A 24,913-nucleotide genomic window follows, 5' to 3' on the forward strand; every position below is an offset into this window, starting at 1 on the left:
GTTAAGCTTCAGTCATGACGCCGAATTCACAAGATGAAGTCTATGTAATATTCTGAACGACCCGTAAGGATCGCGCGCGCCCGCGCCGCGCTTATATGAAGGCGATGATCCGACCCCAGGACCTGCTCTGCCCGAAGCCCGAGGGGCTCTACTGCGCGCCCGGCGGCTTCTACATCGACCCGGTGCGGCCGGTGGAGCGCGCGGTGATCACCCACGGCCATTCCGACCACGCCCGTTCGGGTCATGGCGCCGTGCTGGCGACGCCCGAGACCCTCGACATCATGGGCGAGCGCTACGGCCTGGAGTTCGCGAGGTCCGTGCAGCCCGCCCCCTATGGCGAGGTGGTCCGCCGCGACGAGGTGGAGGTTAGCCTTGTGCCGGCCGGCCACGTCCTGGGCTCGGCCCAGGCGGTGGTGCGCTGGAAGGGCCTGACCATGGTGGTCAGCGGCGACTACAAGCGCCGCCGCGACCCGACCTGCCCGGCGTTCGAGCCGGTCCCCCTGCGACGTCTTCATCTCCGAGGCGACCTTCGGCCTGCCGGTGTTCCGCCACCCGCCGGACCGGGACGAGATCGCCCGCCTGCTGCGCTCGGTGGCGCAGTTCCCGGAGCGCGCGCACCTCGTGGGGGCCTATGCGCTCGGCAAGGCCCAGCGGGTGATCCGGCTGCTGCGCGAGGCGGGCTGGGACAGGGCCATCTATGTCCATGGCGCGCTGGAGCGGCTGAACGCCCTCTACGAGAAGCACGGCGTCGACCTCGGCCCGCTGGCGCCGGCCACCACGGGCAAGAAGACCGACTTCGCGGGCCAGATCATCATCGCTCCGCCGTCGGCGACCCAGGACCGGTGGAGCCGGCGCTTCCCCGATCCCGTCTCGGCCTTTGCGTCAGGCTGGATGCAGGTCCGCGCCCGGGCCCGCCAGCGCGGCTGCGAGCTTCCGCTGGTCATCTCCGACCACGCCGACTGGGATGAGCTCACCCAGACCGTCGACGAGATCCGACCCGGCGAACTCTGGATCACCCACGGCCGGGAGGAGGCGCTGGCCCGCTGGGCCGAGCTGCACGGCGTCCCGGCCCGGGCGCTGGCCCTCGTCGGCTACGAGGACGAGGACGAGGGGTAGGAACTGGCCCGCCGACGGCGGCGTTCGCTCCGCACCGACACAAGGAGCCTGCCATGTCCGAACCCCTCAATCCCGGAACCGCCGGCGGCGTGAAAGGCGGCGACGGCTTCGGCGGCCCTGCCTCGCGTCCCTCCGGCGACGGCCTGCCGCCGGCGAGCACCGAAGGCCGGCACATCCCGGGGTCCGACGACTCCGTGGACACCGGCATCGGCTCCGGCGACGGCGACATCGGCCCCGACACCGGCGGCATGATCGGCGAGGGCTGATTTGAAGCTCGGCGGCCGTGCGCCTACGTCTTGAGCCATGCGGGCGTTCGCCGAGCTCCTCGACCGGCTGTCGCTAACGGCTTCGCGCAACGCGAAGCTGAGGCTGGTCCGCGACTATCTACGCGACACGCCCGACCCTGACCGGGGCTGGGCGCTCGCCGCCCTGACCGGCGACCTGTCCTTCACCGCCGCCAAGCCCGCCTTCATCCGCAAGGCGGTGGAGGAGCGGATGGACCCCCAGCTCTTCTGGTGGTCCTACGACTATGTGGGCGACCTCGCCGAGACGGTGGCCCTGGTCTGGCCGCGGCGTCAAGGCGCCAACCGCGAGCCGGAGCTCAACGAGGTGGTCGACGCGCTGCGCAGCGCCGGCCGGGCGGAGGTCCAGCGGCTGATCGAGGGCTGGCTCGACGCCATGGACGAGCCCCGCGAGCGCTGGGCGCTGCTGAAGCTCGTCACCGGCGGCCTGAGGGTCGGCATGACCGCCCGGCTCGCCAAGCGCGCGGCCGCCGAGATGGGCGGCGTGGAGCCCGCCGAGATCGAGGAGATCTGGCACGCCCTCCATGCGCCCTACGAGGACCTGTTCGCCTGGCTGGAGGGCCGCTCCGAGAAGCCGTCGTCGGAGAACCCGGGCCGGTTCCGGCCGGTCATGCTGGCCCAGGCCATCGATGAGGAGGTCGACTTCGGCAAGCTCGACGCCACCGACTATGCCGCCGAGTGGAAGTGGGACGGCATTCGGGTCCAGGCGGTCAACGAGGGCGGCGTGCGCCGGCTCTACACCCGCACCGGCGACGACATCTCCAAGAGCTTCCCCGACGTGCTGGACGCCCTGACCGACGAGGGCGTGATCGACGGCGAGCTGCTGGTGATCCGCGACGGCCAGGTGGCGCCCTTCGCCGACCTGCAGCAGCGGCTGAACCGCAAGACGGTGGACGCCAAGCTGATGGCCCAGCACCCGGCGGCGATCCGCGCCTACGACATCCTGGCGGAGGGGGCGGAGGACACCCGCACCCTGCCATTCGCCGAGCGCCGGCAGCGGCTGGAAGCCTTCGTCGCGAAGGAGCGGTCGCCGCGCATCGACCTGTCGCCGGTGCAACCGTTCGCGAGCTGGTCGGAGCTGGCGGACCTGCGCAGCCAGCCGCCAGAGGGCGATCCGCAGGTCGCCGAAGGCCTGATGCTGAAGCGCTGGGACAGCATCTACGAGGCCGGGCGGCCGAAGGGGCCGTGGTTCAAGTGGAAGCGCGACCCGTTCCTGATCGACGCGGTGCTGATGTACGCCCAGCGCGGCCACGGGAAGCGGTCGAGCTTCTATTCCGACTACACCTTCGGGACCTGGACCGAGAGCCCCGAGGGCGGGCGGATGCTGACGCCCGTGGGCAAGGCCTATTTCGGCTTCACCGACGAGGAGCTGAAGCAGATCGACAAGTTCGTCCGCGACAACACGCTCGAACGGTTCGGGCCGGTCCGCTCGGTGCGCGCCGAGCCGAACGCCGGTCTCGTCTTCGAGGTCGCCTTCGAGGGGCTGCAGCGCTCCACGCGGCACAAGTCCGGCGTCGCCATGCGCTTCCCGCGTATCAACCGCATCCGCTGGGACAAGCCGCCCGGCGAGGCGGACGAACTCTCGACGCTGGAGCGGATGCTGGAGCGGATGGAGGGGCGGTAGGCCCCCGGACTAGGGCAGCAGCCCTTCCTTGTTCAGGAAGTCCCGCAGGTTGGCCTCCTCGAACAGCACGGCGCGGACCCCGGCGCGTTCGGCGGCCTCCAGGTCCGACGGCTTGTCGCCGATCATCAGGGAGCGCTCCCGGTCGATCGGGAAATCCTCCATGGCCCGGAGCAGCATGCCGGGGTTCGGCTTGCGGTCCGGCGGGTCGGGGTGGCGGTACTCATCCATCTCCGACTCCGGGTGCTGGGGGCGAAGTAGAAGGCGTCGACCTTCGCGCCGGCCTCGGCCAGGCCCTCGACCATGCGGTCGTGCAGGGCGTGCATGTCCTCTTCGGTGTAGTAGCCGCGGCCGACGCCCGACTGGTTGGTCACCACGATCACCAGCCAGCCGGCCCGGTTGAACTCCGCCACCGCCTCGCGGGCGCCCGGATCCAGGCGAAGTCCTCCCAGCGGTAGACGTAGCCCCGGTCCTCGTTCAGCACGCCGTCGCGGTCGAGGAACAGGGCAGGCCGGAGCGGCGATGTCGGTTCGGGCGGCACGGCCCCCGCGCTTAAAGCAATCCGCCCTGACAGGCGATTTCAAAAAGCCCCATTCGCGGTCTAGGGTCCCTGTGTCCTGCCAAGTCCGAGGTCCCGCTTGCCCGAAGCTTCGTCCGCACCCGTCCTGGCGATCGACAATCTGGTGGTCGATTTCGAGACCCACGACGGCATGGTCCGGGCGGTGCGGGGCGTATCGCTGGCCATCGGCCGCGGCGAGACCCTCGGCGTGGTCGGGGAGAGCGGCTCGGGCAAGAGCCAGACCTTCATGGCGGTGATGGGCCTTCTGGCCCGCAACGGCCGCGCGTCGGGCCAGGCGCGGTTCCAGGGCCAGGACCTGCTGGGGCTCGGCCCCCGCGCGCTCAACCGCATCCGCGGCTCGAAGATGACCATGATCTTCCAGGACCCGCTGACGGCGCTCACCCCGCACGTGCGGATCGGCGAACAGATCGCCGAGCCGCTGCGGCTGCACCTCGGCCTCTCCGACGGCGAGGCGAAGGCCCGGGCCCGCGAATGGCTGGAGAAGGTGCGCATCCCCCGACGCCGCGCGGCGGATGCGGCAGTATCCGCACGAGCTCTCCGGCGGCATGCGCCAGCGGGTGATGATCGCCGCCGCCATGGCCGGCGGCCCGGAACTGCTGATCGCCGACGAGCCGACCACCGCGCTGGACGTCACCGTCCAGGCCGAGATCCTCGACCTGATGGCCGAGCTGCAGCGGGAGACCGGCGCGGCCATGGCGCTGATCACCCACGACATGGGCGTGATCGCCCGGCTCGCCGACCGGGTCTGCGTGATGAAGGACGGGGCCTATGTGGAGGAAGGCCCGGTGGGCGAGATCTTCGCCCAGCCGCGCACCGACTACACCCGCGCCCTGCTGGCCGCCGTGCCCAGGCTCGACCGCGCCGACCGCGGCGGCCGTCCGACCACCGCGCCCGTGGCGGCCGACGCGCCGGTGGTGGTCGAAGGCCGCGACGTGAAGGTGCACTTCCCGATCCGCGAGGGCCTGTTCGGCAGGCCCAGGGCGCTGCGCGCCGTGGACGGGGTGAGCTTCCAGGTCCACCAGGGCGAGACGCTGGGCGTCGTCGGCGAGAGCGGCTCGGGGAAGTCGACGCTGGCCCGCGCCGTGCTGAACCTGCTGCCGGCCACCGGTGGCGCGGTGACGCTGCTCGGCCGCAACCTAGATCCCGCCGACCGCTCCGCCTGGCAGGCGGCGCGCACGGACCTGCAGATCGTCTTCCAGGACCCCCTGGCCAGCCTCGATCCCCGCATGACCATCGGCGATTCCATCGCCGAGCCGCTGCGGGTGTTCCGGCCGGGGATGGACCGCGCCGCCCGTGAAGCCGAGGCCCGGGCGATGATGGCGCGCGTCGAGCTTGATCCTGCGCTGATCAACCGCTACCCGCACGAGCTCTCCGGCGGCCAGAACCAGCGGGTCGGCATCGCCCGGGCGATGATCCTGAAGCCGAAGCTCGTCATCTGCGACGAGGCGGTCTCGGCCCTCGACGTCTCGATCCGGGCGCAGATCATCGATCTCCTGATCCAGCTCCAGAAGGAGATGGGCCTGGCGATGATCTTCATCAGCCACGACCTGGCGGTGGTGCGCGAGATCAGCCACCGGGTGCTGGTCCTCTACCTCGGCCGCGTGGTGGAGCTGGCCGACCGGGACCGGCTCTATGCCGAGGCGCAACATCCCTACACCCGCGCGCTGCTCTCCGCCGCGCCGATCCCGGATCCGGCCATCGAGCGCACCCGACAGCGGATCAAGCTCGCGGGCGAGCCGCCGAGCCCCATGGATCCCCGGGCTGCGCTGCGCTTCCTGCCCTCGCGCCTGCCGGTCGACCCCAACGCCCCGATCCTCGCGCCGGCGCTGAAGGAGGTCGCGCCTGGACACCTGGTGGCGGAGTTCGACCCCGCCTAGGACGTGCTGCGTTGCGGCAAGGACCGTCCGCCGTTAGGTTGCGCGGCCTTTCCCGCCAGCAGCCTCCGGCCCGATGACCCTGACCCTCGACAACATCCGCGCGGCCGAAGAGCGGCTGAAGGGTCACATCGAGCGCACGCCCTGCCGTTATTCCAAGACGCTCTCGGACATCACCGGGGCCCAGGTCTGGGTGAAGTTCGAGAACCTGCAGTTCACCGCCGCCTACAAGGAGCGCGGGGCGCTCAACAAGCTGCTGCAGCTCTCCGAGGCCGAGAAGAAACGCGGCGTGATCGCGGCGTCGGCCGGCAACCACAGCCAGGGCCTGGCCTACCACGCCGCCCGCCTCGGCATCCCGGTGACCATCGTGATGCCCAAGGCCACGCCCTTCGTGAAGGTCCAGCAGACCCGCGCCCACGGCGCCGAGGTGGTGATCGACGGCGACGGCTATGACGAGGCCTCGGCCTTCGCCCGCAAGCTCTGCGACGAGCGCGACCTCGTCTTCGTGCACCCGTTCAACGACCTCGACGTCATGGCCGGCCAGGGCACGGTGGCGCTGGAGATGCTGGAGGACGTGCCCGACCTCGAGGTCCTGCCGGTGCCGATCGGCGGCGGCGGGCTGATCGCCGGCATGGCGACGGCGGCCAAGCAGATCCGCGGCGACATCCGCGTGGTCGGGCTGGAGCCTGCCATGTACCCCTCCTTCACCGCCAAGATGCGCGGCGTGAACGCCGGCGCCGCGACCGGCGGGGCGACCATCGCCGAGGGCATCGCGGTCAAGCAGGTGGGCGACCTCTCCTATGCGGTCGCGAGGCCGCTGATCGACGACGTGCTGCTGATCGAGGAGCCGCACTTCGAGAAGGCCATCGCGCTCTACTGCAACGTCGAGAAGACGGTGACCGAGGGGGCCAGCGCCGCGTCGCTGGCCGCGCTGCTGGCCTATCCGGAACGCTTCCGCGGAAAGAAGTGCGGCCTGGTGATCACCGGCGGCAACATCGACACCCGGCTCCTGGCCTCGGTCCTGACCCGCGAGCTGGTCCGCGAGCAGCGGATCGTCAGCCTTCGGATCATCGGCGACGACCGACCGGGCCTGCTGGCCAACGTCTCGGCGATCATCGGCCAGATGGGCGCCAACATCATTGAAGTTGCTCACAATCGTCTCGCGCTGGACGTGCCGGCCAAGGCGCCGAGTTCGACCTGATGATCGAGACCCGTGACGCGCAGCACACCCAGGAGATCATGGATGCGCTGCGCGAGCGTGGATATCCTCCGAGGGCTGTTTGATATGTTCCGTGTTGTGATGATTGCCGTCGCGGCCCTGTCGCTGGCCGCCTGCGGTCAGCAGAAGCTGCCCGACCAGTCGGTGGCCAGCCACGCCTTCCTCGAGAAGACCGCCAAGGAGCCGGGCGTCCAGAAGCTGCCGTCGGGGGTGATGTACAAGGTCGTCCGCGAGGGGCCGGCGAACGGCCTGCGGCCGCAGCTCTCCGACGAGGTGAAGGTCCACTACGAAGGCAAGCTGATCGACGGCAAGGTGTTCGACAGCTCCTATGAACGCGGCCAGCCGGCGGCCATGCCGCTGCGGGGCCTGATCCCGGCCTGGCAGGAGGCGCTGGTGCTCATGCGGCCGGGCGACGAGTGGATCCTCTATGTGCCGCCCGAGCAGGGCTATGGCGCGGAAGGCGCCGGCGGCGGCGAGATCCCGCCCAACGCCGCCCTGATTTTCCGCATCGAGCTGATCGCCGTCCTCGAAGGCCCGGGCCGCACGGCGCTGGGCTAGGCGCTCGATCCCTCCCCTTCAGGGGAGGGATGATCTATGCCTTCCCCATGTCCTCCGACCTGACCCCGGCCGCGCGCGAGATCCTGGCGACGCTGGTCGCCTTCGACACCACCTCGCGCGGCTCCAACCTCGAGCTGATCGGCTGGGTGGAGGCCTATCTCGACCGGCATGGCGTGCCGCACCGGCGCGTGCCGAACGCCGACGGCTCCAAGTCCAACCTTTTGGCGACGATCGGGCCTGCGGCCGAGGGCGGCGTCGTGCTCTCCGGCCACACCGACGTCGTGCCGGTGGACGGCCAGCCCTGGAGCACCGACCCCTGGACGCTCACCGAGAAGGACGGGCGGCTCTACGGGCGCGGGACCTGCGACATGAAGGCGTTCCTGGCGCTGTCGCTGGCCGCCGTGCCGGAGCTGGCGGCGGCCCGGCCGCCGAAGCCCGTGCATCTCGCCTTCTCCTACGACGAGGAGATCGGCTGCCTGGGCGCGCCTGAGATGATCGAGGTGATCCGCCGCGAGCTGCCGAAGCCGGCGGTCGTCGTGGTCGGCGAGCCCACCGACATGGTGGCGGTCAACGGTCATAAGGGCATCGCCACCTTCCGCGTCACCGTCACCGGCCGCGAGGCCCATTCCAGCCAGACCCATCAGGGCGTCTCGGCGATCATGGAGGCGGTGAAGCTGATGAGCTTCCTAGGCGACCTGGCCAGGCGGCTGGAGGCCGAGGCCGACCCCGCATCGCCGTTCACGCCGAAGGGCGCGACGCTGACCATCGGCATGGTCAACGGCGGCACCGCCCACAATATCATCGCCCGGGAGTGCGGCTTCACCTTCGACCTGCGCTGCCCGCCGGGCTTCGAGGTCGAGGCGGTGCTGGCGCCGTTCTACGCCGAGGCCAGGAAGCTCGACGCCGAGCTGAAGGCCCGTGCGCCGGAGGCGGGCGTGGTCGTCGAGAAGAAGACCGACGTGCCGCCCTTCGCCCCGGAGCCGGAGGGCGCGGCGGAGGCCTTCGCCCGCCGCCTCGCCGGCGACAACGGCCCGCCGCGGGTCGTGGCCTTCGCCGCCGAGGCCGGCCAGTTCCAGCGGGGCGGGTTCTCGACGGTGATCTGCGGCCCCGGCTCCATCGCCCAGGCGCACCAGCCGGATGAGTACCTGGAGATCAGCCAGCTCGAACGCGGCGCAGCCTTTCATGCGCCGGCTGATCGAGTGGGCGTCAGAGCCCTGAGCGCAACGGCCGGACCACGGCGCGGCGCGCGGTCAGGTCCCTGGGGTTCCAGGTCATGGCCCGGGCGATGGCGAGCGCCGAGGCGCGGCGGCTCCGCTGCACCCGCGCCCGGCTCCTCATCACCTGCGGCAGGCCCCTCATCGCGGCCACGAAGGATTTCCAGACCAGGCCCGCCTGCGGCCGGTTGGCTTTCCGCGAACTGATGTAGGCCACCGCCGCCAGATGCAGCGGCACGACGAGCGGCAGCAGCAGCAGCGGCGTGTCCTTGGCCACCACCCAGAAGCGGTTGCGCGTGCCGTGGAAGACCGCGAATTCCGAGCGCCGGCCGCCGCTCGTCGCCGAGCCCACGTGGTGGATCACCGCCCCGGGGACCAGCACCGTCGGCTCGCCGCGGAGCTGCAGCCGGTAGCCCAGGTCGACGTCCTCGCCGTAGCAGAAGAACTGCTCGTCGAAGCCGCCCAGCTCCAAGAAGAGGGCGCGGTCGATCATCATCGCCGCGCCGCACGGGGAGAACACCTCGCCCTCGGCGGTGTCGCCGGGATCGGGGGTCAGGAAGCCGCCGCGATAGGGGGATGCCGTAGCCGCTCATCACATCGCCCAGGCCGTCGAGCAGGCCAGGGTCCTCGGCCATGAGCTGGCGGGAGGTGAAGGACCGCGCGGCGGGATGGCGCCCGGCCGCCGCCGCCAGCTCGGCCAGCCAGTCCGGCTCGGCCCAGGCGTCGGGGTTCAGCAGCACGAACCAGCGGCCGCACGCTTCCCGCGCCCCCTGGTTGCCGGCCCCGGCGAAGCCCAGGTTCTCGGCGTTGCGGATCAGCCGGACGCCCGGAAACCGCGCCGCGGTCGCCGCATCGGCCGGGTCCGGCGAGGCGTTGTCGATCACCAGGGTCTCGAAGTCCCGGAAGGTCTGGGCCGCCAGGCTCTCCAGGCAGCGGGCCAGCATGGGACCGGAGTTGAAGGCGATGACGCAGACGCTGAGCAGCGGCTTGTCTTCCGGCGCGGGCTCGTCCATGCGGAGGCGGTTCTTCCCGTATTCCTTCAAGGCGCCATGACCACGATCACGCCGCTCGCCCTTCCCGAGCTCCTGCTTATCACGCCCAAGCGGCATGGCGATGCGCGCGGCTGGTTCGCCGAGACCTGGAGCACCCGAGCCTTCGAGGCGGCCGGTCTTCACGTGACCTTCGTCCAGGACAACCAGGCGTTCAGCGCCCGCAAGGGCACGATCCGCGGCCTGCACTTCCAGGCCGCGCCGCATCCCCAGGCCAAGCTGATGCGAGTGCTCCGGGGCGCGATCTTCGACGTGGCCGTGGACGTCCGCCCGGGCTCGCCGACCTATGGCCAGTGGGCCGGCGCCACCCTGACCGCCGAGGTCGGGGAACAGCTCTTCGTGCCCCGCGGCTTCGCCCACGGCTACTGCACCCTCACCGACGACACCGAGCTCGCCTACAAGGTCGACGGCCTTTACGCGCCGCAGACCGAGGGCGGGGTGATCTGGAACGACCCGGACGTGGGCATCGCCTGGCCGCTCGACGTCGAGCCCATCCTTTCCGACAAGGACCTGGTCCTGCCGCGGCTCAGGGACCTGGCGCCCACGGAGTTCTGACGCCTTGGACCGGGCCGGCATCGAGGCGCTCTACCAGCAGGCCCACCGGCTCCGGGAGGCCGACCAGCTCGAACCCGCCATCGACGCCTATGGCCAGGTCGCGGCTGCGGCCCCCGGATGCCGCAACCGCACCACTGGATCGGCCTGATCCGCATGCGCCTGGGCGACACGGTGGGCGCCGAGCAGGCCTTCCGCGCGGCGCTCGAACGCGAGCCCGGCCGGGCGATCTCCGAGCACGGCCTCGGCATGGCCCCTGCTCGGCCAGGGACGGCTGGCCGAAGGCTTCCGGCGGCTGGAGGCGCGCCTGGACGTCCCCGGCCGCAGGCCGCCGCCGCCGCTGCCGTTCCCGCGCTGGAACGGTGAGGATCCGGCCGGCAAGCATGTGGTGGTCTGGCCGGAGGAGGGCTTCGGCGACCAGATCCAGTACGCGCGCTTTGCCAAGGCCCTGGCCGAGCGGGGCGTGCGGCTCACCTGGTTCTGTCTGCCCCAGCTTGCCTCGCTGTTCGCCGCGAACCTCGGCGTTGAGGTGATCCGCGCCGAGGGCGAGGCCGCCCTGCCCGAGGCCGACTTCTGGATATGGTCGAGCTCGCTGCCCGCCCTGTTCGGCGACGCAGACCTGCCGACCGCCCCCTACCTCTCGGCGACGCCTCGGCCCATCGGGGGCCGCATCGGGGTGATCAGCCGCGGCAACCCGAAGCAGGTGAACGACGCCGCCCGCTCGCTCTCGCCGGCCGCGGTCGAGGCCCTGCTGTCGCTGCCCGGCGCCGTCAGCCTGCTGCCCGAGGACACCGGCGCACGGGACTTCCAGGAAACCGCCGAGCTGATCAGCGGGCTCGACCTGGTGATCACCGTCGATACGGCCGGGGCGCACCTGGCCGGGGCCATGGGTAAGCCCTGCTGGGTGATGCTGGCCAGGCTCGGGGCGGACTGGCGCTGGACGCCGTTCGCGGACCGCAGCCTCTGGTACCCGTCGATGCGCCTCTACCGACAGCCCGCGCCGGGCGTCTGGGATTCCGTCCTGGAGCAGATCCGCCGCGACCTCCCGGCCTAGGCGTCCGCCGGGTCGAACCACTCCGCGCGGACTTCGGCATCGGGCTCGGCGGGCAACCGCTCGGCGCGCAGGCGCTCGAACTCGGCATAGGGAAGCAGGCAAGACGCCGCCCAGATCGCGGCGCCGCGCACAAGCGGCGAGGGTTCATCCAGCAGGCGCCTCGCCTCGTCCGCCAGCCCCCGATCGCCCGAGTTGCCGATGGCGTAGAGCACATTGCGCAGGAAGCGGTCGCGGCCGATGCGCTTGACCGGGCTCTTGGCGAACAGCTCGCGGAAGGCTGCGTCGTCCAGGCGGGACAGCTCCGCGAGGGCGGGATTTCGCAGCGCGTCGCGCGCCGCCAGCTTCTGCTCGCGGCCGGCCTGGGCGAACTTGTTCCACGGGCAGACGGCCAGGCAGTCGTCGCAGCCGTAGATCCGGTTGCCGAGCGCCTCACGGAACTCCAGCGGGATCGGCCCCTTCAATTCGATCGTCAGGTAGGAGATGCAGCGCCGCGCATCGAGCTGGAACGGCGCCGGGAAGGCGTTCGTCGGACAGACGTCGAGGCAGGCGTGGCAGGAGCCGCAGTGCATGGGCTCGGCCGCGTCCGGCTCGATCTCCAGGGTCGTCAGGATCGAGCCCAGGAAAAGCCAGGAGCCGAATTCGCGGCTGACGAGGTTGGTGTGACGGCCCTGCCAGCCGACCCCGGCGCGCTCGGCCAGCGGCTTCTCCAGCAGGGGCGCGGTGTCGACGAAAACCTTGAGCTCGCCGCCGAACCTCGCCTGAAGGAAGCGGGCCAGCGCCTTCAACCGCTTCTTGATCAGGTCATGGTAGTCGTCGCCCTGGGCATAGACGCTGATCGCCGCCCGCGTCGGGTCGGCCAGCGCCGCCATGGGGTCGGTGTCCGGCCCGTAGTTGACGCCCAGCACGACGGCCGACCTCGCGTCGGCCCACATGGCCGGGGATGGCGCCGGCGCTCGAGGGTCTCGGCCATCCAGCCCATCTCGCCATGCCGGCCTTCGGCCACGTAGGTTTCGAGTCGTCCGGCGGCCAGCCAGGCGTCGTCGAGGTCGGTGAAGCGGCAGAGGTCGAACCCGAGGGCCAGGGCCTCGGCGCGGATCAGGTCGCGGTCAGAAGTCGAGATCGTCATAGTGCCTGGCGGGCGTCAGGCCCGGCCAGCGGTCCAGAAGCAGGGGCCGGAAAGCCGGCCGGGATTTCAGCTTCATGTACCAGGTCTTCACCGCGGGGAAGTCGCTCCACGGCACATCGCCGAAATAGTCGATGACCGACAGGTGGGCGGCGGCGGCGAAATCGGCCAGCGAGAGCCGGCCGCCGGCCAGCCAGTCGCGGGCCTGCAGCAGGCCATCCATGTAGTGGAGGTGGTTCTTCACCCCGTCGCGGCCCTGGCGGAGGTTGGCGAGCTCCGGCGCGCCCAGGCCCAGCAGGCGCTTCTCCATCTTCTCGTGCAGGATGAAGCCGCCGGCCTCGAACTCGAACTTGCGATCGAACCACTGGAGCAGGCGCCGCGCCTCGGCGCGTTCCGCGGCCTCCCGGCCCAGCAGCGGCGGCTCGGGATAGGCCTCTTCCAGATAGTCGAGGATCGCGCGGGCCTCGCACAGCACGAGGCGGTCGTCGCCGTTCGCCGCCACCAGCACCGGCACCAGGCCCGACGGATTAAGCGCCGAGAGCTCGCGGGGGCGCTCCCAGTACTTCACCGTCAGCTCGGCGAACGGCACGCGCTTCTCGCCCAGCGCCAGGCGCACCTGTCGCGAGGCGGGATCGAGCGGGAAATGGTGGAGGGTGAGTTCGACGCTCATGGTCCGGCTACAACGCCCGAGGAATGGTCTGGATTCAGGCGGGAATCGATCTGCCTGAGGTGCGCCCCGACACCTTAAGTTCGCGTTTACTCTGCCGCGGACTCGGCGAAAGCCCCGCCGTGCGGCTCGGCGCGGCCGCGAGGGTCGGCATGGATGATGACGTCGGCCTGCGGAAAGACGGCGAGGAGCCGCTTCTCGGCCGCGACGATCACCTCGTGGGCGGCCTCCAGGGTGAGCTGCGGGTCGAGGTCGACGTGCATCTGGATGTGGACGAACGGACCGGACGCCCGGGTGCGGAGCTGGTGGACGTCGGTCAGCCGGGAATCCTCGGTCATCAGGGCGACGATCCGGGCCCGGGCCTCGTCGGGCAGCTCGCGGTCCATGAGCTGGGCCGACGCCTCGCGGAACACGCCGACCGCGCCCCAGAGCAGCAGGGCGGCGATGACGATGGCCGCCGCCGCGTCCAGGCCGTTCAGCCCCAGCCACGCGGATGCGCCGATGCCGAGGAGCGCGATCAGGTTGGAGGCGAGGTCGGAGGCGTAGTGCGCCCGGTCGCCCGAGACCGCCACCGAGGACGTCTGCCGCAGCACCCGGGTCTGGGCGTTGATCAGCACGAGGGTGAGCACCGTCGAGACCAGCATCACCGCGACCGCCCAGCCCTCGGCCTTGAGCGGATGCGGATTCATCAGGTCGCCGATCGCCTCCCGGGCCACCAGGGCCGCGGATGCGAAGACCAGGCCGGCCTGCATCAGGCTGGCGAAGGCCTCGGCCTTGCCGTGGCCGAACCGGTGCTCGGCGTCGGGCGGGGCGACCGCGTAGCGGACGGCGAAGAACGTCACCAGGCTGGCGACCAGGTCGAGCCCGGAGTCGGCCGCGGACGCCAGCACCGCCGTCGAGCCGGAGGCCAGCCAGGCGCCGGCCTTCAGCGTCACCAGGGTGGCGGCCACGGCTACCGACAGCAGCGTCACCCTGCGGGTGAGCGCGGCGCTCTCGGCGGGAGACAGGCCCTGGATCGTCGTCATGGGCCGAAACTAGTCCGTCCCTACCTTCATGGGGAGGGTCGACTCGCCGAAGGCGAGCGGGGTGGGGGAGTCGCGTTCACGCGCTGATCCGGAGTTCAGACCCGCACTTCCCCACCCTGGCCGCTACGCGGCCTGTCCCTCCCCATTAAGGGAGGTACGAACTCACGCCGCCTGCTTCGGCCATGGCCCCACATAGCGCGACTGGGGCCGGATCAGGCGGCCGCCGGCGACCTGCTCGCGGGCGTGGGCGATCCAGCCCGCGACCCGGCCCATGGCGAAGACGCAGGTGAAGGCCGACGGCGGCAGGCCCAGCGCCTCCAGCAGCAGGGCGGTGTAGAACTCGACGTTGGTGTCGAGCGGCCGGTCCGGCTTCTTCTCGCGCAGGATGGCGAGCGCGGCGGCCTCCACCGCTTCGGCGAAGGCTAGCCGGCCGGTGTTGGAGCCTTCGCTCAGCCGCCGGACCGCGCCCTTGAGCGCGTCGGCGCGCGGGTCGCGCACCCGGTAGACCCGGTGGCCGAAGCCCATCAGCCGGTCGCCGCGTGCGATCGCAGCCTCCAGCCAGGCCCGCGCATTGGCGGGGTGGGCGATGCCGTCCAGCATCTCGATCACCGGGCCGGGGGCGCCGCCGTGCAGCGGACCCTTCAGCGCGCTGATCCCGCCCAGCACCGCGGAGCCGAGGCCGGCGCGCGTCGAGGCGATCACCCTCGCGGCGAAGGTGGAGGCGTTCAGGCCATGGTCGCTGACCGTCACCAGGTAGGTGTCCAGTGCATTGGCGTGGCCCTTCTCTGGCGGCCGGCCGGTCAGCATCTGCAGGATGTCGGCCGAATGTCCGAGGCTGGGATCGGGCCGCACGGGCGCTTCGCCGGCCTGGGCGCGGACCACGGCGGCGGTGAAGACGGCGGGCGCGGCGGCGAGGCGCAGAGCGGTCGCCAGGTCGTCGCCGTCGGCGAGCCGGGCGGTGAGCGCCCGCATGGCCTCGACGGGCGTGCGGTCGAGCAGGCCGGTGTCGAGGGCGGCCACCTCGCCGAACACCTCGGCCCGGGCGGCGGCCAGCGGGGCGGTCAGGTCGTCCGGCAGGTCGTCGAAGAAGCCGTCCCACAGGAGGCGCGTCACGTCCTCGAAGCGGGTGCGTCCGGCCAGCTCGTCGAGGCTGCGACCGCGGATGATCAGCACGCCCTTCTTTCCGTCGACCTCGGACAGGACGGTTTCGGCGGCGACGACGTCTTCGAGACCATCGGACATTTGGGGCTCCTTCAACTCTTGCCGCGCCGACGAAATGCCTTCACGCTTCTGCCGTCAATCTTGATCAACATGATCAATATATGCCACCGCCCGACTGGATCTCCGCCGAGGATGCGCAGGGCCGCCTGAGCGTGCGGGCGCAGACGCTCTACGCCTATGTGAGCCGGGGCCGCGTGCAGGTGCGGCCGGACCCGCATGACCCGCGGCGCAGCCTCTATCGCGCCGCCGACATCGCCGCGCTCCAGCAGCGGAAGTCGCGAAGCCGCAAGGTCTCGGACGTCGCGGCGGGCGCCATCGCCTGGGGCGAGCCGGTGCTGGCCTCGGCGATCACCACGGTTGCCGGCGGACGGCTGTTCTACCGGGGCCGCGACGCCATCCGGCTCGCCGAGACCGAGACGCTGGAGTCCGTCGCCCGGCTGCTGCGCGGCGGGCACGGCGCGGCGCTGAAGCGGACCGAGCGGCCGAGGCCGCCCGAGGCGGCGGACATGCGCACCCGCGCCTTCCTGGCGCTGGCCGCCCTGGCCGGGACCGATCCGCCGGCGCGGGGGCGGCACCCGATGGCGCTGGCCGTCGAGGCGGCGACCCTGCTCGACGTCCTGACCGACGCGGTGGCGGGCGAGGTGGGCGGCGGCGCTATCCACAACCGGCTGGCGCTGGCCTGGGGGCAGGGACCGGGCGGGCCCGGCGCGGACCTCATCCGGCGGATGCTGGTGCTGGTCGCCGACCACGAGCTGAACGCGTCCGCCTTCGCCGCCCGGGTGGCGGCCTCGACCGGCGCGTCGCTCTCGGCCTCGGCGCTCGCGGGCCTTTCGACGCTGTCAGGCCCCCGGCACGGCGGCGCCTCGGCGGCGGTGCGGACCTTCGCGGCGGAGGCCGTCCAGCAGGGCCCGCGGACGGCGATCGCCAACCGGCTGTTGGAGGACCGGGCGCTGCCGGGCTTCGGCCATCCGCTCTATCCGGACGACGATCCCCGCGCCGCCGCCCTGCTGGAGCGGTTCGCCCTGCCGGCGGATCTCGCCGCGCTCGCCGAGGCGGTGCGCGCGGTGACGGGCCAGGCTCCCAACATCGACTTCGCCCTGGTCGCCGCCTGCGAGGCCCTGAGGCTGCCGAAGGATGCGCCCTTCGCCCTCTTCGCCGTCGCGCGCTGCGCCGGCTGGATCGCCCACGCCATCGAGCAGGGCCAGGCCGACGCCCTGATCCGGCCGCGGGCGCGGTATGTGGGCCCGGAACCGGAGTTCGGATGAGCGTCAGGCCCTCTCCCTACCCTCTCCCTCTCCGCTTCGCGGGGGGAGAGGAGTGAAGTTGTAACGCGGAGCCAGAACCTCCTCTCCCCCGACCCCGGCGCAAGCCGGGGAAGAGAGGGAGAGGGTAGGGAGAGGGCCTCAGTTCGTGGCGAAGAACTCGTTGCGGGCCTGGAGCAGGGTGGTGATCAGCTCCCGCTCCGCCGGCTCCAGGTAGGGGTTCCAGACGTCGATGATCAGGATGACGCGCAGCTCGTCGGCGTCGTTCCAGGCCTCATGCTCGATGGTGTCGTCGAACACCCAGGCCTGGCCCATCTTCCAGTCCCGGGTCTCGTTGCCGACCCGGAAGCGGGCCGGTCCGGGCAGGACCAGCGGCAGGTGGCAGAGCAGGCGGGCGTTGGTGGAGCCCGTGTGCGGCGGGATGTGGGTGTGCGCCTCCAGCGCCGAGAACATGGCGGTGGGCGCGAAACCGTTCTGGCGCGCCATCGGCAGGCGGTTCAGCAGGTCGGCGGTCCGCGGGCAGAGCTCGCAGGCGCCGTCTTGCCGGACCCCGTCCTTCCAGAGGAAGAAGGAGCTCCAGCGGCGGGAGTGGTTCAGCTCCTCCCACTGGTTGACCGGCGCGCCCTTCGGATAGGCGATGTAGGGCGCGAACGCGTCGCCGGCCTTCTCCATCGCCACCAGCATCTCCTCGCGGATGACGTCGGTGGCCGCCTCCAGTTCCTCCAGCCAAGGAAAGTGGCTGCGGTCGTAGAACGGGATGGCCGGAAGCTGCGGATAGTGCAGCAGCAGCGGCTCCTGCACATAGACCTTCCGCTTGCCGGTCAGCACGCCGATCGCCTCGTCGAACCGCCGGCGGGCGGCCTCGGACACGTCGGAGCTGGCCTCGGCGGTCTTCTCGCGCAGGTATTCGTCGAGTCGTTCGGTGGTGCGCGCCACCAGGTCCCGCGCCCGCTCGGTGGGGCGGCGGAAGGCGGCCGGGATCTTGTCGTCGGCCGGGGCGATCTTCAGGGCGTTCTTGTAGATGGCGGCGGCGGCCCGCTCGCCGCTGATCTGCTCCACGAGCCCCGCCTTCGAGAGAAGGGAGACGTAGTCGTAGGGGTCGATGTCCAGCGCCTCGTCGAGGGCGGCCAGCGCGCCGGACAGGTCGCCCATGGCCCGGCGGATCATCGCCTTCTGGAGCTTGATTGAGAGGTCGCGGGGGAAGACGGCCTCAGCCTCGGCCAGCAGGCCGAACGCCCGGGCGGCGTCGCCACGGCGGAACGCTTCATGCGCCTGGCGGACCAGGTCTTCCGGCGCCTTCGCCGCCTCGCTCATCCCCGTCCTTACGCCCCGAACGCTTGCGCTTACGCTGTTATATAGCGTCGTTCCCGGGGCGCGAGGCCGAAACGTTGCAGGGCTGAAACCCTGCGACGGCCCGCCGCATATCCGGGCGCCCGGCGGCGCCCGGCGCCGGATGTCAGGCGCGGCGGTGCACGGCCTCCTCGGCCTCCAGCGCGTGGTCGAGGCGTCCGACCATCTCCTTCGGGCACACCTGCCAGAAGCGCTCGAGGGCGAGGTCCCAGTTGCGCAGCAGCTCGCCGGCGAGGGCCGAACCGGTCTCCCGGGCGTGCTCCTCCACGAGGTCCTTCAGGACGCCGGCCCAGTGGGCGCTGGCGACGCGGCAGGTGATCACGCTCTCGCGGTTCAGCGACCGCTGGAAGCTGTCGTCGGCGTCGTAGACGAAGGCCATGCCGCCGGTCATGCCGGCCGCGAAGTTGAAGCCGACCTTGCCCAGGATCACCGCCATGCCGCCGGTCATGTACTCGCAGCCGTTGGCGCCGACGCCCTCCACGACGGTGGTGGCGCCGGAGTTCCGCACCGCGAACCGCTCGCCGGCCAGGCCCGCCGCGAACAGCCGGCCGGACGTCGCGCCGTAAAGCACGGTGTTGCCGATGATCGCGTTCTTCTCCGGCTGCGCAAGGTGGGGCGAGGGCCGGATGGCGATGGTCGCGCCCGAGAGGCCCTTGCCCACGTAGTCGTTGGCCTCGCCGGTCAGCTCGATGCGCAGCCCCTGGACCGCGAAGGCGCCCAGGCTCTGGCCGGCCGAGCCCTTGAGCTGGACAGTCAGGTGGCCGGGGGCCAGCCCGTCCATGCCGAACCGGCGCACGATGTGCGAGCTGGTCCGGGCGCCGATCGAGCGCGCCGTGGAGGCGACCGTGTAGGTGAGCTGCATCTTCTCGCCGCGTTCGAAGACCGGCCCGGCGTCGCGGACGATCTGGGCGTCGAGGGTGTCGGGCACCTCGTTGCGGCCCTCAACCGTGCAGTAGGGCTGATGGTCGCCCGGATCGGCCTTCACCAGCAGCGGGTTCAGGTCGAGGTCGTCCAGGTGCTCGCCGCCGCGGGAGACCTGCATCAGCAGGTCGGTGCGGCCGACGGCTTCCTGCAGGGACTTCAGCCCGAGCAGCGCCAGGATCTCGCGGACCTCCTCGGCGATGAAGGTGAAGAGGTTGATCACCTTCTCCGGCGTGCCCGTGAACTTGGCGCGCAGCGCCTCGTCCTGGGTGCAGACGCCCACCGGGCAGGTGTTGGAGTGGCACTGGCGCACCATGATGCAGCCCATGGCGATCAGGCTGGCCGTGCCGATGCCGAACTCCTCGGCGCCCAGCATGGCGGCGATCACCACGTCGCGGCCGGTGCGGATGCCGCCGTCCGTCCTGAGCTTCACCGAGTGGCGCAGGTTGTTCAGCGTCAGGACCTGGTTAGCCTCCGAGAGGCCCATCTCCCAGGGTCCGCCGGCGTACTTGATCGAGGTCTGGGGCGAGGCGCCCGTGCCGCCGACGTTGCCGGAGATCAGGATCACGTCGGCCTTGGCCTTGGCCACGCCCGCGGCGATCGCGCCGATGCCGGTCATGGCGACGAGCTTCACCGTCACCTTGGCGTCGGGGTTGATCTGCTTCAGGTCGTAGATGAGCTGGGCCAGGTCCTCGATCGAATAGATGTCGTGGTGCGGCGGCGGGCTGATCAGCATCACGCCGGGCGTCGCGTGGCGCAGCCGGGCGATCAGCTCGGTGACCTTGAAGCCGGGCAGCTGGCCGCCCTCGCCGGGCTTGGCGCCCTGGCTGACCTTGATCTCGATCTCGCGGCACTGGTTCAGGTACTCGGCGGTGACGCCGAACCGGCCGGACGCGATCTGCTTCACGGCCGAGTTCGGGTTGTCGCCGTTCGGCAGCGGCCGGTAGCGGGCGCGGTCCTCGCCGCCCTCGCCGGACACCGACTTCGCGCCGATCCGGTTCATGGCGATGTTCAGCGCGCCGTGCGCCTCGGGGCCGAGCGCGCCCAGGCTCATGCCGGGGGTGACGAACCGCTTGCGGATCTCGTTGACGCTCTCGACCGCGTCCAAGCCCACCGGCTTCACCTCGTCGGTGCGGATGGCCAGGGAGGTCGCGAAGCTGGATGATCGGCATCTTCTTCATGCCGTCCGAGAAGCGCTTGTAGATATGGTAGTCGCCGCGGTCGCAGGCCGTCTGCAGGGTGTGGATCATCCGCGCCTCGAAGGCGTGGGCCTCGCCCGCGCGGCGCGCCTTGTAGAAGCCGCCCACCGGCAGGGAGAGCGCGGCGGGGTTCCAGGCCCGGCGGTGCATCTCGACCGCCTTGGTCTCCAGGCCGGCCAGGCCGATGCCGGAGATGCGCGAGGGCATGCCCGGGAAGAACTCCGCCACCAGGCTGCGCGAGAGGCCGACGGCCTCGAAGTTGAGCCCGCCCCGGTAGGACGAGATCACCGAGATGCCCATCTTGGCGATGATCTTCAGCAGGCCGCCCTCGATGGCGGTCTTGAAGTTCAGGCACAGCTCGCGGAGCGACCGGTCGCCGGTCAGGCCGCGGTCCTGGCGATCGAGGAATCCCTCCTGCGCCAGGTAGGCGTTCACGGCGGTGGCGCCGACGCCGACCAGGACGGCGAAATAGTGGGTGTCCAGGCACTCGGCCGAGCGCACCACGATGGAGACGTAGGACCGCAGGCCCTTGGCGACGAGCCAGGCGTGCACGCCGCCGGTCGCCAGGATCATCGGCAGGGCGACGCGGTCGGGACCGGTCGCGAGGTCCGAGAGCACGATGGTCGAGCAGCCGCGCAGGGCCGCGTCCTCCGCCTCGATGCGGATGCGTTCCAGGTTGGCGCGCAGCGCGTCCCCCGCCCGCGCCTCGCCGGCCGGGACCGGCATGGTGCAGTCGACGACGGCGACGTTCTTCTCGCCGATCGCCTCCACCAGGCGGGCGTACATGCCGGTGGTCAGGACGGGGCTGTCCAGCACGAAGACGTCGGTCTGGGTCTCGTCCTCGGCCAGGATGTTGCCGAGGTTCTTGAACCGGGTCTTGAGGCTCATCACCGCCGTCTCGCGCAGCGAGTCGATCGGCGGGTTGGTCACCTGGCTGAAGTTCTGCCGGAAGAAGTGGCTGAGCGGCCGGTACTCGGAGGACAGCACCGCCAGCGGGGTGTCGTCGCCCATCGAGCCCACGGCTTCCTTCCCGTCCTCGACCATGGGGGCCAGGATCAGCTCCAGGTCCTCCAGGCTCATGCCGGCGGCGGCCTGGCGGCGGACCAGCTCCTCGCGGCCGAACAGGCGCGGCTCCTCGCCGGGGCCGATCCGGTCCTCCAGCTCGACCATGTTGCCGAGCCAGCGGTCGTAGGGGTGCTGGGCGGCCAGCCGGTCGATGATCGCCTCCTCGCCGTAGAGCTTCCCCTCGGCGAGGTCGACGGCCAGCATCCGGCCGGGCGCGATGTGCGACTTGCGCGTGATCCGGGTCTCCTCGACCCGGCCCATGCCGGCTTCGGAGCCCACGATCAGCAGGCCGTCGGAGGTCTCGGCGACGCGCATGGGGCGCAGGCCGTTGCGGTCCTTGCCGGCGATCACCCAGCGGCCGTCGGTGGCGCAGACCGCCGCCGGCCCGTCCCAGGGCTCCATCACCGCGTTGCAGTAGGCGAAGAGCGCCCGGTGGTCTGGCTTGATCTGCTCCTCGGTCCGGGCGTTCCACGCCTCGGGGATCAGCAGGGTCTTGGCCATCGGCGCGTCGCGGCCGGCGCGGACCAGCACCTCGAAGGTGTTGTCGAGCGCGGCGCTATCCGAGCCGCCCGGCTGGATCACCGGCTTCACGTCGTCCTGGTAGTCGCCGAAGGCGTTGGCGGCCATGCGGATCTCGTGGCTCCGCATCCAGTTGCGGTTGCCCTTCAGCGTGTTGATCTCGCCGTTGTGGGCCAGCATCCGGAACGGCTGGGCCAGCCGCCATTCCGGGAAGGTGTTGGTGGAGTAGCGCTGGTGGAAGATCGCCACCGCCGCCTTGAACCGCGGGTCCTTGAGGTCGGGATAGAACTCGTCGATGTGTTCGGCGAGGAACATGCCCTTGTAGATCAGGGACCGGGCGGACAGCGAGCACAGGTAGAAGTGCTGGATGTTGGCCTGGGCGACCTGCTTCTCGATCCGCTTGCGGCAGAGGAAGAGGGCGCGTTCCAGCGCCTCGCCTTCCAGCCCCTTGGGCGGCGAGAGCATGATCTGTTCGATCTCGGGCCGGGTGGCCGCGGCGTCGCGGCCGATCACCGAGGTGTCCACCGGCACCTGGCGCCAGCCGTAGATGTAGAAGCCGAAGCGCAGGGCCTCCGCCTCGACGATGGTCCGGGCGGCCTCCTGGGCGGCGAGGTCGGTCCTGGGCAGGAAGACCTGGCCGACCGCGATCGGCCCAGGGCGGACCTGGTGGCCGATCCGCTCCACGTGGGCGGCGAAGAAGTCCTGCGGCACGGAGACCAGCACGCCGGCGCCGTCGCCGGTGATGCCGTCGGCGCCGACCGCGCCCCGGTGCCAGACCGCCTTCAGCGCCAGGATGGCGAGCTCCACCACCTCGCGGCGCGGCTTGCCGTCGATGGCGCAGACCAGGCCCACGCCACAGGCGTCGTGCTGCTCGGTGATGTCGTAGCCGCCGTTGGCGTCGACGAGCTTCTGCCGTTCGGACAGGTAGTGCTGGACGTAGTCGGACATGGCGGTCACTCCGCGGCCATGAGCGCGTCGGCGCTCGCGTGGGCGGTCAGGTAGCGGTGGATGGCGGCGGCGGCGTCGCGGCCGTCGCGGATCGCCCAGACGACGAGGCTGGCGCCGCGGGTGATGTCGCCGCCGGCGAAGACCCCGGGGACCGAGGTCATCATGGTGCGGAAGTCGGCCTTGAGCGTGCCCCAGCGGGTCACGGCGAGGTCGGGGGGCGGCGAAGGTCTCGGGCAGGGGCTCGGGATCGAAGCCCAGCGCCTTGATCACCAGGTCGGCCTTCAGCTCGAAGTCGGCGCCCTCGATCTCCTCGGGCGCCTGGCGGCCGGAGGCGTCGGGGGGACCCAGCCGCATCCGTGCGGCGCGGAGGCCCGCGGCCTTCAGCGCCTCGCCGGTGACGGCGCGCGGCGCGGCCAGCCATTCGAAGACCACGCCTTCCTCCTCGGCGTTGGCCACTTCGCGCATCGAGCCCGGCATATTGGCCTTGTCGCGGCGGTAGAGGCAGGTGACCGAGGCCGCGCCCTGGCGGACGGCGGTCCGGACGCAGTCCATGGCGGTGTCGCCGCCGCCGACCACCACCACATGCTTGCCGGCCGCGTGCAGCCGGCCGTCCCTGTGGCCCTCGACCTCGTCGCCGAGGTCGGCGCGGTTCTCGGCGATCAGATATTCGAGCGCGGGGACGACGCCGGCCGAGCCTGCGCCGGGGACCTCCAGGTCGCGGGCCCTGTAGACGCCCGTCGCCACGAACACCGCGTCGTGCGCCTCGCGCAGCTGCGCCAGCGTCGCGTCGCGGCCGACCTCGAAGCCGAGGCGGAACTGGACGCCGCCATCGGCCAGGCGCTGCACCCGGCGCTCGACGACCGGCTTCTCCAGCTTGAAGCCCGGGATGCCATAGGTCAGCAGGCCGCCCGCCCGGTCGTGCCGGTCATAGACGGTGACCGCATAGCCCTGCTCGCGCAGCAGCTCGGCGGCGGCGAGGCCTGCGGGACCCGCGCCTACCACGCCCACCGACTGGCCGCGGTCGGGGCCGGCGACGAGTGGCCGGACCCAGCCTTCTTCCCAGGCCTTGTCGTTGATGTAGCGCTCCACGGCGCCGATGGTGACGGTCTCGAAGCCGGCCTGCTCGATGACGCAGTTACCCTCGCACAGCCGGTCCTGCGGGCAGATCCGGCCGCAGACCTCGGGCATGGAGTTGGTCGCCTGGGAGAGCTGGTAGGCCTCCTCCAGCCGGCCCTCGGCGGTCATCCGCAGCCAGTCGGGGATGTTGTTATGGAGCGGGCAGTGCGTCTGGCAGAACGGCACGCCGCACTGGGAGCAGCGCGAGGCCTGCTCGGCCGCCTTGGCGTCGATGAAGTCGGCGTAGATCTCGTGGAAGTCGCCCTTGCGCGCGGCCGCATCCCGCTTGGCCGGGGTCGACCGGGGCGTGACGGTGAACTTCAGCATGCGCTCGGCCATGGTCGAGGGCTCCTTCCAGGACGGCCCTGTACGCGAGCGGCGGTACGTCGAAAATAGGATGATACAATATCAGGACTATGTGGCCTTGGGCGGCTACGTTTTCGGCAGCATCTGCGCGAGTGGACCGCAGAATTAGTCCAATTTTGAGATGAACCGCTTCTTCACCATAGTGCCGCCCCTTTGCCCGCCTTGTTCAAGCTGGAGTTCGCCGTGCCCGAGTGGGTCAAAGCCATCATCCTCGGCATCGTCGAAGGCCTGACGGAGTTCATCCCGGTCTCCTCGACGGGGCACATCCTGCTGCTCGGCCACTTCCTGGGCTTCGAGTCCACGGGCAAGACGTTCGAGGTGATGATCCAGCTGGGGGCGATCCTGGCGGTGATCAGCGTCTACTTCGGCCGCCTCTGGGGCGTGGCCACCAACCTGCACCGCGATCCGGCGGCGCGGCGGTTCGTGCTCTCCATCCTGCTGGCGTTCCTGCCGGCGGCGGTGCTGGGCTTCACCCTGCACGACTTCATCAAGGGCGTGCTCTTCGAGAGCCCGCGGCTGATCTGCATCAGCCTGATCGTGGGGGGGCGTCGCGCTGTTGCTGGTGGACCGCATCCCGCGCGAGCCGGTGCACACGGACGCCGGGAGCTATCCGCTCAAGACCGCCTTCGCGATCGGCCTGTTCCAGTGCCTGGCCCTGGTCCCCGGCGTGTCACGGTCGGGCGCGACGGTGGCCGGCGCCCTGCTGATGCGCTGCGACAAGCGCTCGGCGGCCGAGTTCTCGTTCTTCCTCGCCATGCCGACCATGGCCGGGGCCTTCACCGTCGACCTCGCGAGCAACTACAAGCTGCTCAGCCCCGACGACGCCGGCATCATTGCCCTGGGCTTCGTCTGCGCCCTGATCGCCGCGGTGATCACCGTGCGCAAGGTGGTGGACTTCGTCGGCCGCCACGGCTTCGCGCCCTTCGCCTGGTGGCGGATCGCCGTCGGGGTGGTGGGCCTGGTGGGGCTGGCGGCGCTCGGCTAGCGCATCA

General features: G+C 71.1%; 16 protein-coding genes and 9 pseudogenes. 14 read left to right on the plus strand and 11 right to left on the minus strand.

Translation table 11 applies throughout. The features are described 5' to 3' along the window. Positions 1 to 95: 95 nt before the first annotated feature. From LRS04_RS08145 to LRS04_RS08155, 3 genes and pseudogenes are all read left to right on the plus strand, one after another. Positions 96 to 1,116: pseudogene (locus tag LRS04_RS08145) on the plus strand (ligase-associated DNA damage response exonuclease). Positions 1,117 to 1,169: 53 nt separating this feature from the next. Beyond that, entirely contained in the window at positions 1,170 to 1,382 is a 213-nt protein-coding gene (locus tag LRS04_RS08150; RefSeq protein WP_257815928.1) for a hypothetical protein, read from the plus strand. Between the two features lie 37 nt (positions 1,383 to 1,419). Next, positions 1,420 to 3,042, plus strand: coding sequence for a cisplatin damage response ATP-dependent DNA ligase (locus LRS04_RS08155; protein WP_257815929.1), 1,623 nt, complete (start codon positions 1,420 to 1,422; stop codon positions 3,040 to 3,042). A gap of 9 nt (positions 3,043 to 3,051) precedes the next feature. Here LRS04_RS08155 and LRS04_RS08160 read toward each other — a convergent pair whose 3' ends face one another. Both LRS04_RS08160 and LRS04_RS08165 read right to left on the minus strand, forming a co-directional pair. Continuing rightward, the gene (locus tag LRS04_RS08160; RefSeq protein WP_257815930.1) at positions 3,052 to 3,270 is read right to left on the minus strand and encodes an HAD-IA family hydrolase; all 219 of its coding nucleotides are present in this window, start codon (positions 3,268 to 3,270) and stop codon (positions 3,052 to 3,054) included. 148 nt (positions 3,271 to 3,418) lie between these two features. Further along, on the minus strand, positions 3,419 to 3,580 hold the full coding sequence (locus LRS04_RS08165; protein WP_257815931.1) for a hypothetical protein: 162 nt from the start codon (positions 3,578 to 3,580) through the stop codon (positions 3,419 to 3,421). A 169-nt stretch (positions 3,581 to 3,749) separates the two neighbouring features. On the opposite strand from LRS04_RS08165, the pseudogene LRS04_RS08170 reads away from it, so the two are divergent. The 5 genes and pseudogenes from LRS04_RS08170 to argE form a co-directional block, all read left to right on the plus strand. After that, a pseudogene (locus LRS04_RS08170) lies at positions 3,750 to 4,476 on the plus strand (ATP-binding cassette domain-containing protein); the annotation flags it as partial. A 57-nt stretch (positions 4,477 to 4,533) separates the two neighbouring features. Then, a complete protein-coding gene (locus LRS04_RS08175; RefSeq protein ID WP_257819031.1) occupies positions 4,534 to 5,496 on the plus strand; it encodes an ABC transporter ATP-binding protein in 963 nt (320 codons plus the stop codon). Between the two features lie 73 nt (positions 5,497 to 5,569). Next, positions 5,570 to 6,777, plus strand: a pseudogene (locus tag LRS04_RS08180) (threonine ammonia-lyase). A 1-nt stretch (position 6,778) separates the two neighbouring features. Next, positions 6,779 to 7,270, plus strand: coding sequence for an FKBP-type peptidyl-prolyl cis-trans isomerase (locus LRS04_RS08185; protein ID WP_257815933.1), 492 nt, complete (start codon positions 6,779 to 6,781; stop codon positions 7,268 to 7,270). A 29-nt stretch (positions 7,271 to 7,299) separates the two neighbouring features. Then, the gene (gene argE, locus LRS04_RS08190) at positions 7,300 to 8,691 is read left to right on the plus strand and encodes an acetylornithine deacetylase (protein ID WP_308238096.1); all 1,392 of its coding nucleotides are present in this window, start codon (positions 7,300 to 7,302) and stop codon (positions 8,689 to 8,691) included. Positions 8,692 to 8,869: 178 nt separating this feature from the next. On the opposite strand, the pseudogene LRS04_RS26710 reads toward argE, so the two are convergent. Both LRS04_RS26710 and LRS04_RS26715 read right to left on the minus strand, forming a co-directional pair. Beyond that, positions 8,870 to 8,980, minus strand: a pseudogene (locus LRS04_RS26710) (glycosyltransferase family 2 protein); the annotation flags it as partial. Between the two features lie 172 nt (positions 8,981 to 9,152). Further along, a pseudogene (locus tag LRS04_RS26715) lies at positions 9,153 to 9,593 on the minus strand (glycosyltransferase family 2 protein); the annotation flags it as partial. Between LRS04_RS26715 and rfbC the strand changes: the two are divergent. From rfbC to LRS04_RS08215, 4 genes are read left to right on the plus strand one after another with little or no spacing between them, the layout of a single operon-like run. Continuing rightward, entirely contained in the window at positions 9,534 to 10,088 is a 555-nt protein-coding gene (gene rfbC, locus LRS04_RS08200; RefSeq protein WP_257815934.1) for a dTDP-4-dehydrorhamnose 3,5-epimerase, read from the plus strand. The pseudogene LRS04_RS26715 and the gene rfbC sit on opposite strands and share 60 nt — an antisense overlap. Before the next feature lie 4 nt (positions 10,089 to 10,092). Further along, positions 10,093 to 10,236, plus strand: a complete 144-nt coding sequence (locus LRS04_RS08205) for a hypothetical protein (RefSeq protein WP_257815935.1) — start codon at positions 10,093 to 10,095, stop codon at positions 10,234 to 10,236. After that, entirely contained in the window at positions 10,206 to 10,451 is a 246-nt protein-coding gene (locus LRS04_RS08210; protein WP_257815936.1) for a tetratricopeptide repeat protein, read from the plus strand. Before LRS04_RS08205 ends, LRS04_RS08210 begins: the two co-directional genes overlap by 31 nt. 22 nt (positions 10,452 to 10,473) lie before the next feature. After that, a complete protein-coding gene (locus LRS04_RS08215) occupies positions 10,474 to 11,139 on the plus strand; it encodes a glycosyltransferase family 9 protein (RefSeq protein ID WP_257815937.1) in 666 nt (221 codons plus the stop codon). Here LRS04_RS08215 and queG read toward each other — a convergent pair. From queG to LRS04_RS08235, 4 genes and pseudogenes are all read right to left on the minus strand, one after another. Beyond that, positions 11,136 to 12,265 (minus strand): annotated as a pseudogene (gene queG / locus LRS04_RS08220) (tRNA epoxyqueuosine(34) reductase QueG). The gene LRS04_RS08215 and the pseudogene queG sit on opposite strands and share 4 nt — an antisense overlap. Further along, positions 12,246 to 12,932 carry a glutathione S-transferase family protein gene (locus tag LRS04_RS08225; RefSeq protein ID WP_257815938.1) on the minus strand — a complete coding sequence of 229 codons (687 nt, stop codon included), beginning with the start codon at positions 12,930 to 12,932 and terminating at the stop codon, positions 12,246 to 12,248. Before LRS04_RS08225 ends, queG begins: the two are co-directional and overlap by 20 nt. An 86-nt stretch (positions 12,933 to 13,018) precedes the next feature. Further along, on the minus strand, positions 13,019 to 13,954 hold the full coding sequence (locus LRS04_RS08230) for a cation diffusion facilitator family transporter (protein ID WP_257815939.1): 936 nt from the start codon (positions 13,952 to 13,954) through the stop codon (positions 13,019 to 13,021). A gap of 162 nt (positions 13,955 to 14,116) precedes the next feature. Beyond that, positions 14,117 to 15,196, minus strand: a complete 1,080-nt coding sequence (locus LRS04_RS08235; protein WP_257815941.1) for a citrate synthase/methylcitrate synthase — start codon at positions 15,194 to 15,196, stop codon at positions 14,117 to 14,119. Positions 15,197 to 15,276: 80 nt separating this feature from the next. On the opposite strand from LRS04_RS08235, the gene LRS04_RS08240 reads away from it, so the two are divergent. Then, on the plus strand, positions 15,277 to 16,440 hold the full coding sequence (locus tag LRS04_RS08240) for a citrate synthase (protein ID WP_257815942.1): 1,164 nt from the start codon (positions 15,277 to 15,279) through the stop codon (positions 16,438 to 16,440). Between the two features lie 138 nt (positions 16,441 to 16,578). On the opposite strand, the gene LRS04_RS08245 is transcribed toward LRS04_RS08240, so the two are convergent. The 3 genes and pseudogenes from LRS04_RS08245 to LRS04_RS08255 all read right to left on the minus strand — a co-directional run bounded on the left by LRS04_RS08245 (position 16,579) and on the right by LRS04_RS08255 (position 23,894). Beyond that, on the minus strand, positions 16,579 to 17,751 hold the full coding sequence (locus LRS04_RS08245) for an aspartyl/asparaginyl beta-hydroxylase domain-containing protein (protein ID WP_257815943.1): 1,173 nt from the start codon (positions 17,749 to 17,751) through the stop codon (positions 16,579 to 16,581). A 142-nt stretch (positions 17,752 to 17,893) separates the two neighbouring features. After that, positions 17,894 to 22,439 (minus strand): annotated as a pseudogene (gene gltB, locus LRS04_RS08250) (glutamate synthase large subunit). A gap of 5 nt (positions 22,440 to 22,444) precedes the next feature. Then, a pseudogene (locus LRS04_RS08255) lies at positions 22,445 to 23,894 on the minus strand (NAD(P)-dependent oxidoreductase). Positions 23,895 to 24,104: 210 nt separating this feature from the next. Here LRS04_RS08255 and LRS04_RS08260 point away from each other — a divergent pair. Next, a pseudogene (locus tag LRS04_RS08260) lies at positions 24,105 to 24,906 on the plus strand (undecaprenyl-diphosphate phosphatase). Positions 24,907 to 24,913 lie beyond the last annotated feature (7 nt).

Origin of the sequence: Phenylobacterium sp. J367 (assembly GCF_024699985.1) — a bacterium.
In the GTDB taxonomy this organism is placed as follows: domain Bacteria; phylum Pseudomonadota; class Alphaproteobacteria; order Caulobacterales; family Caulobacteraceae; genus Phenylobacterium.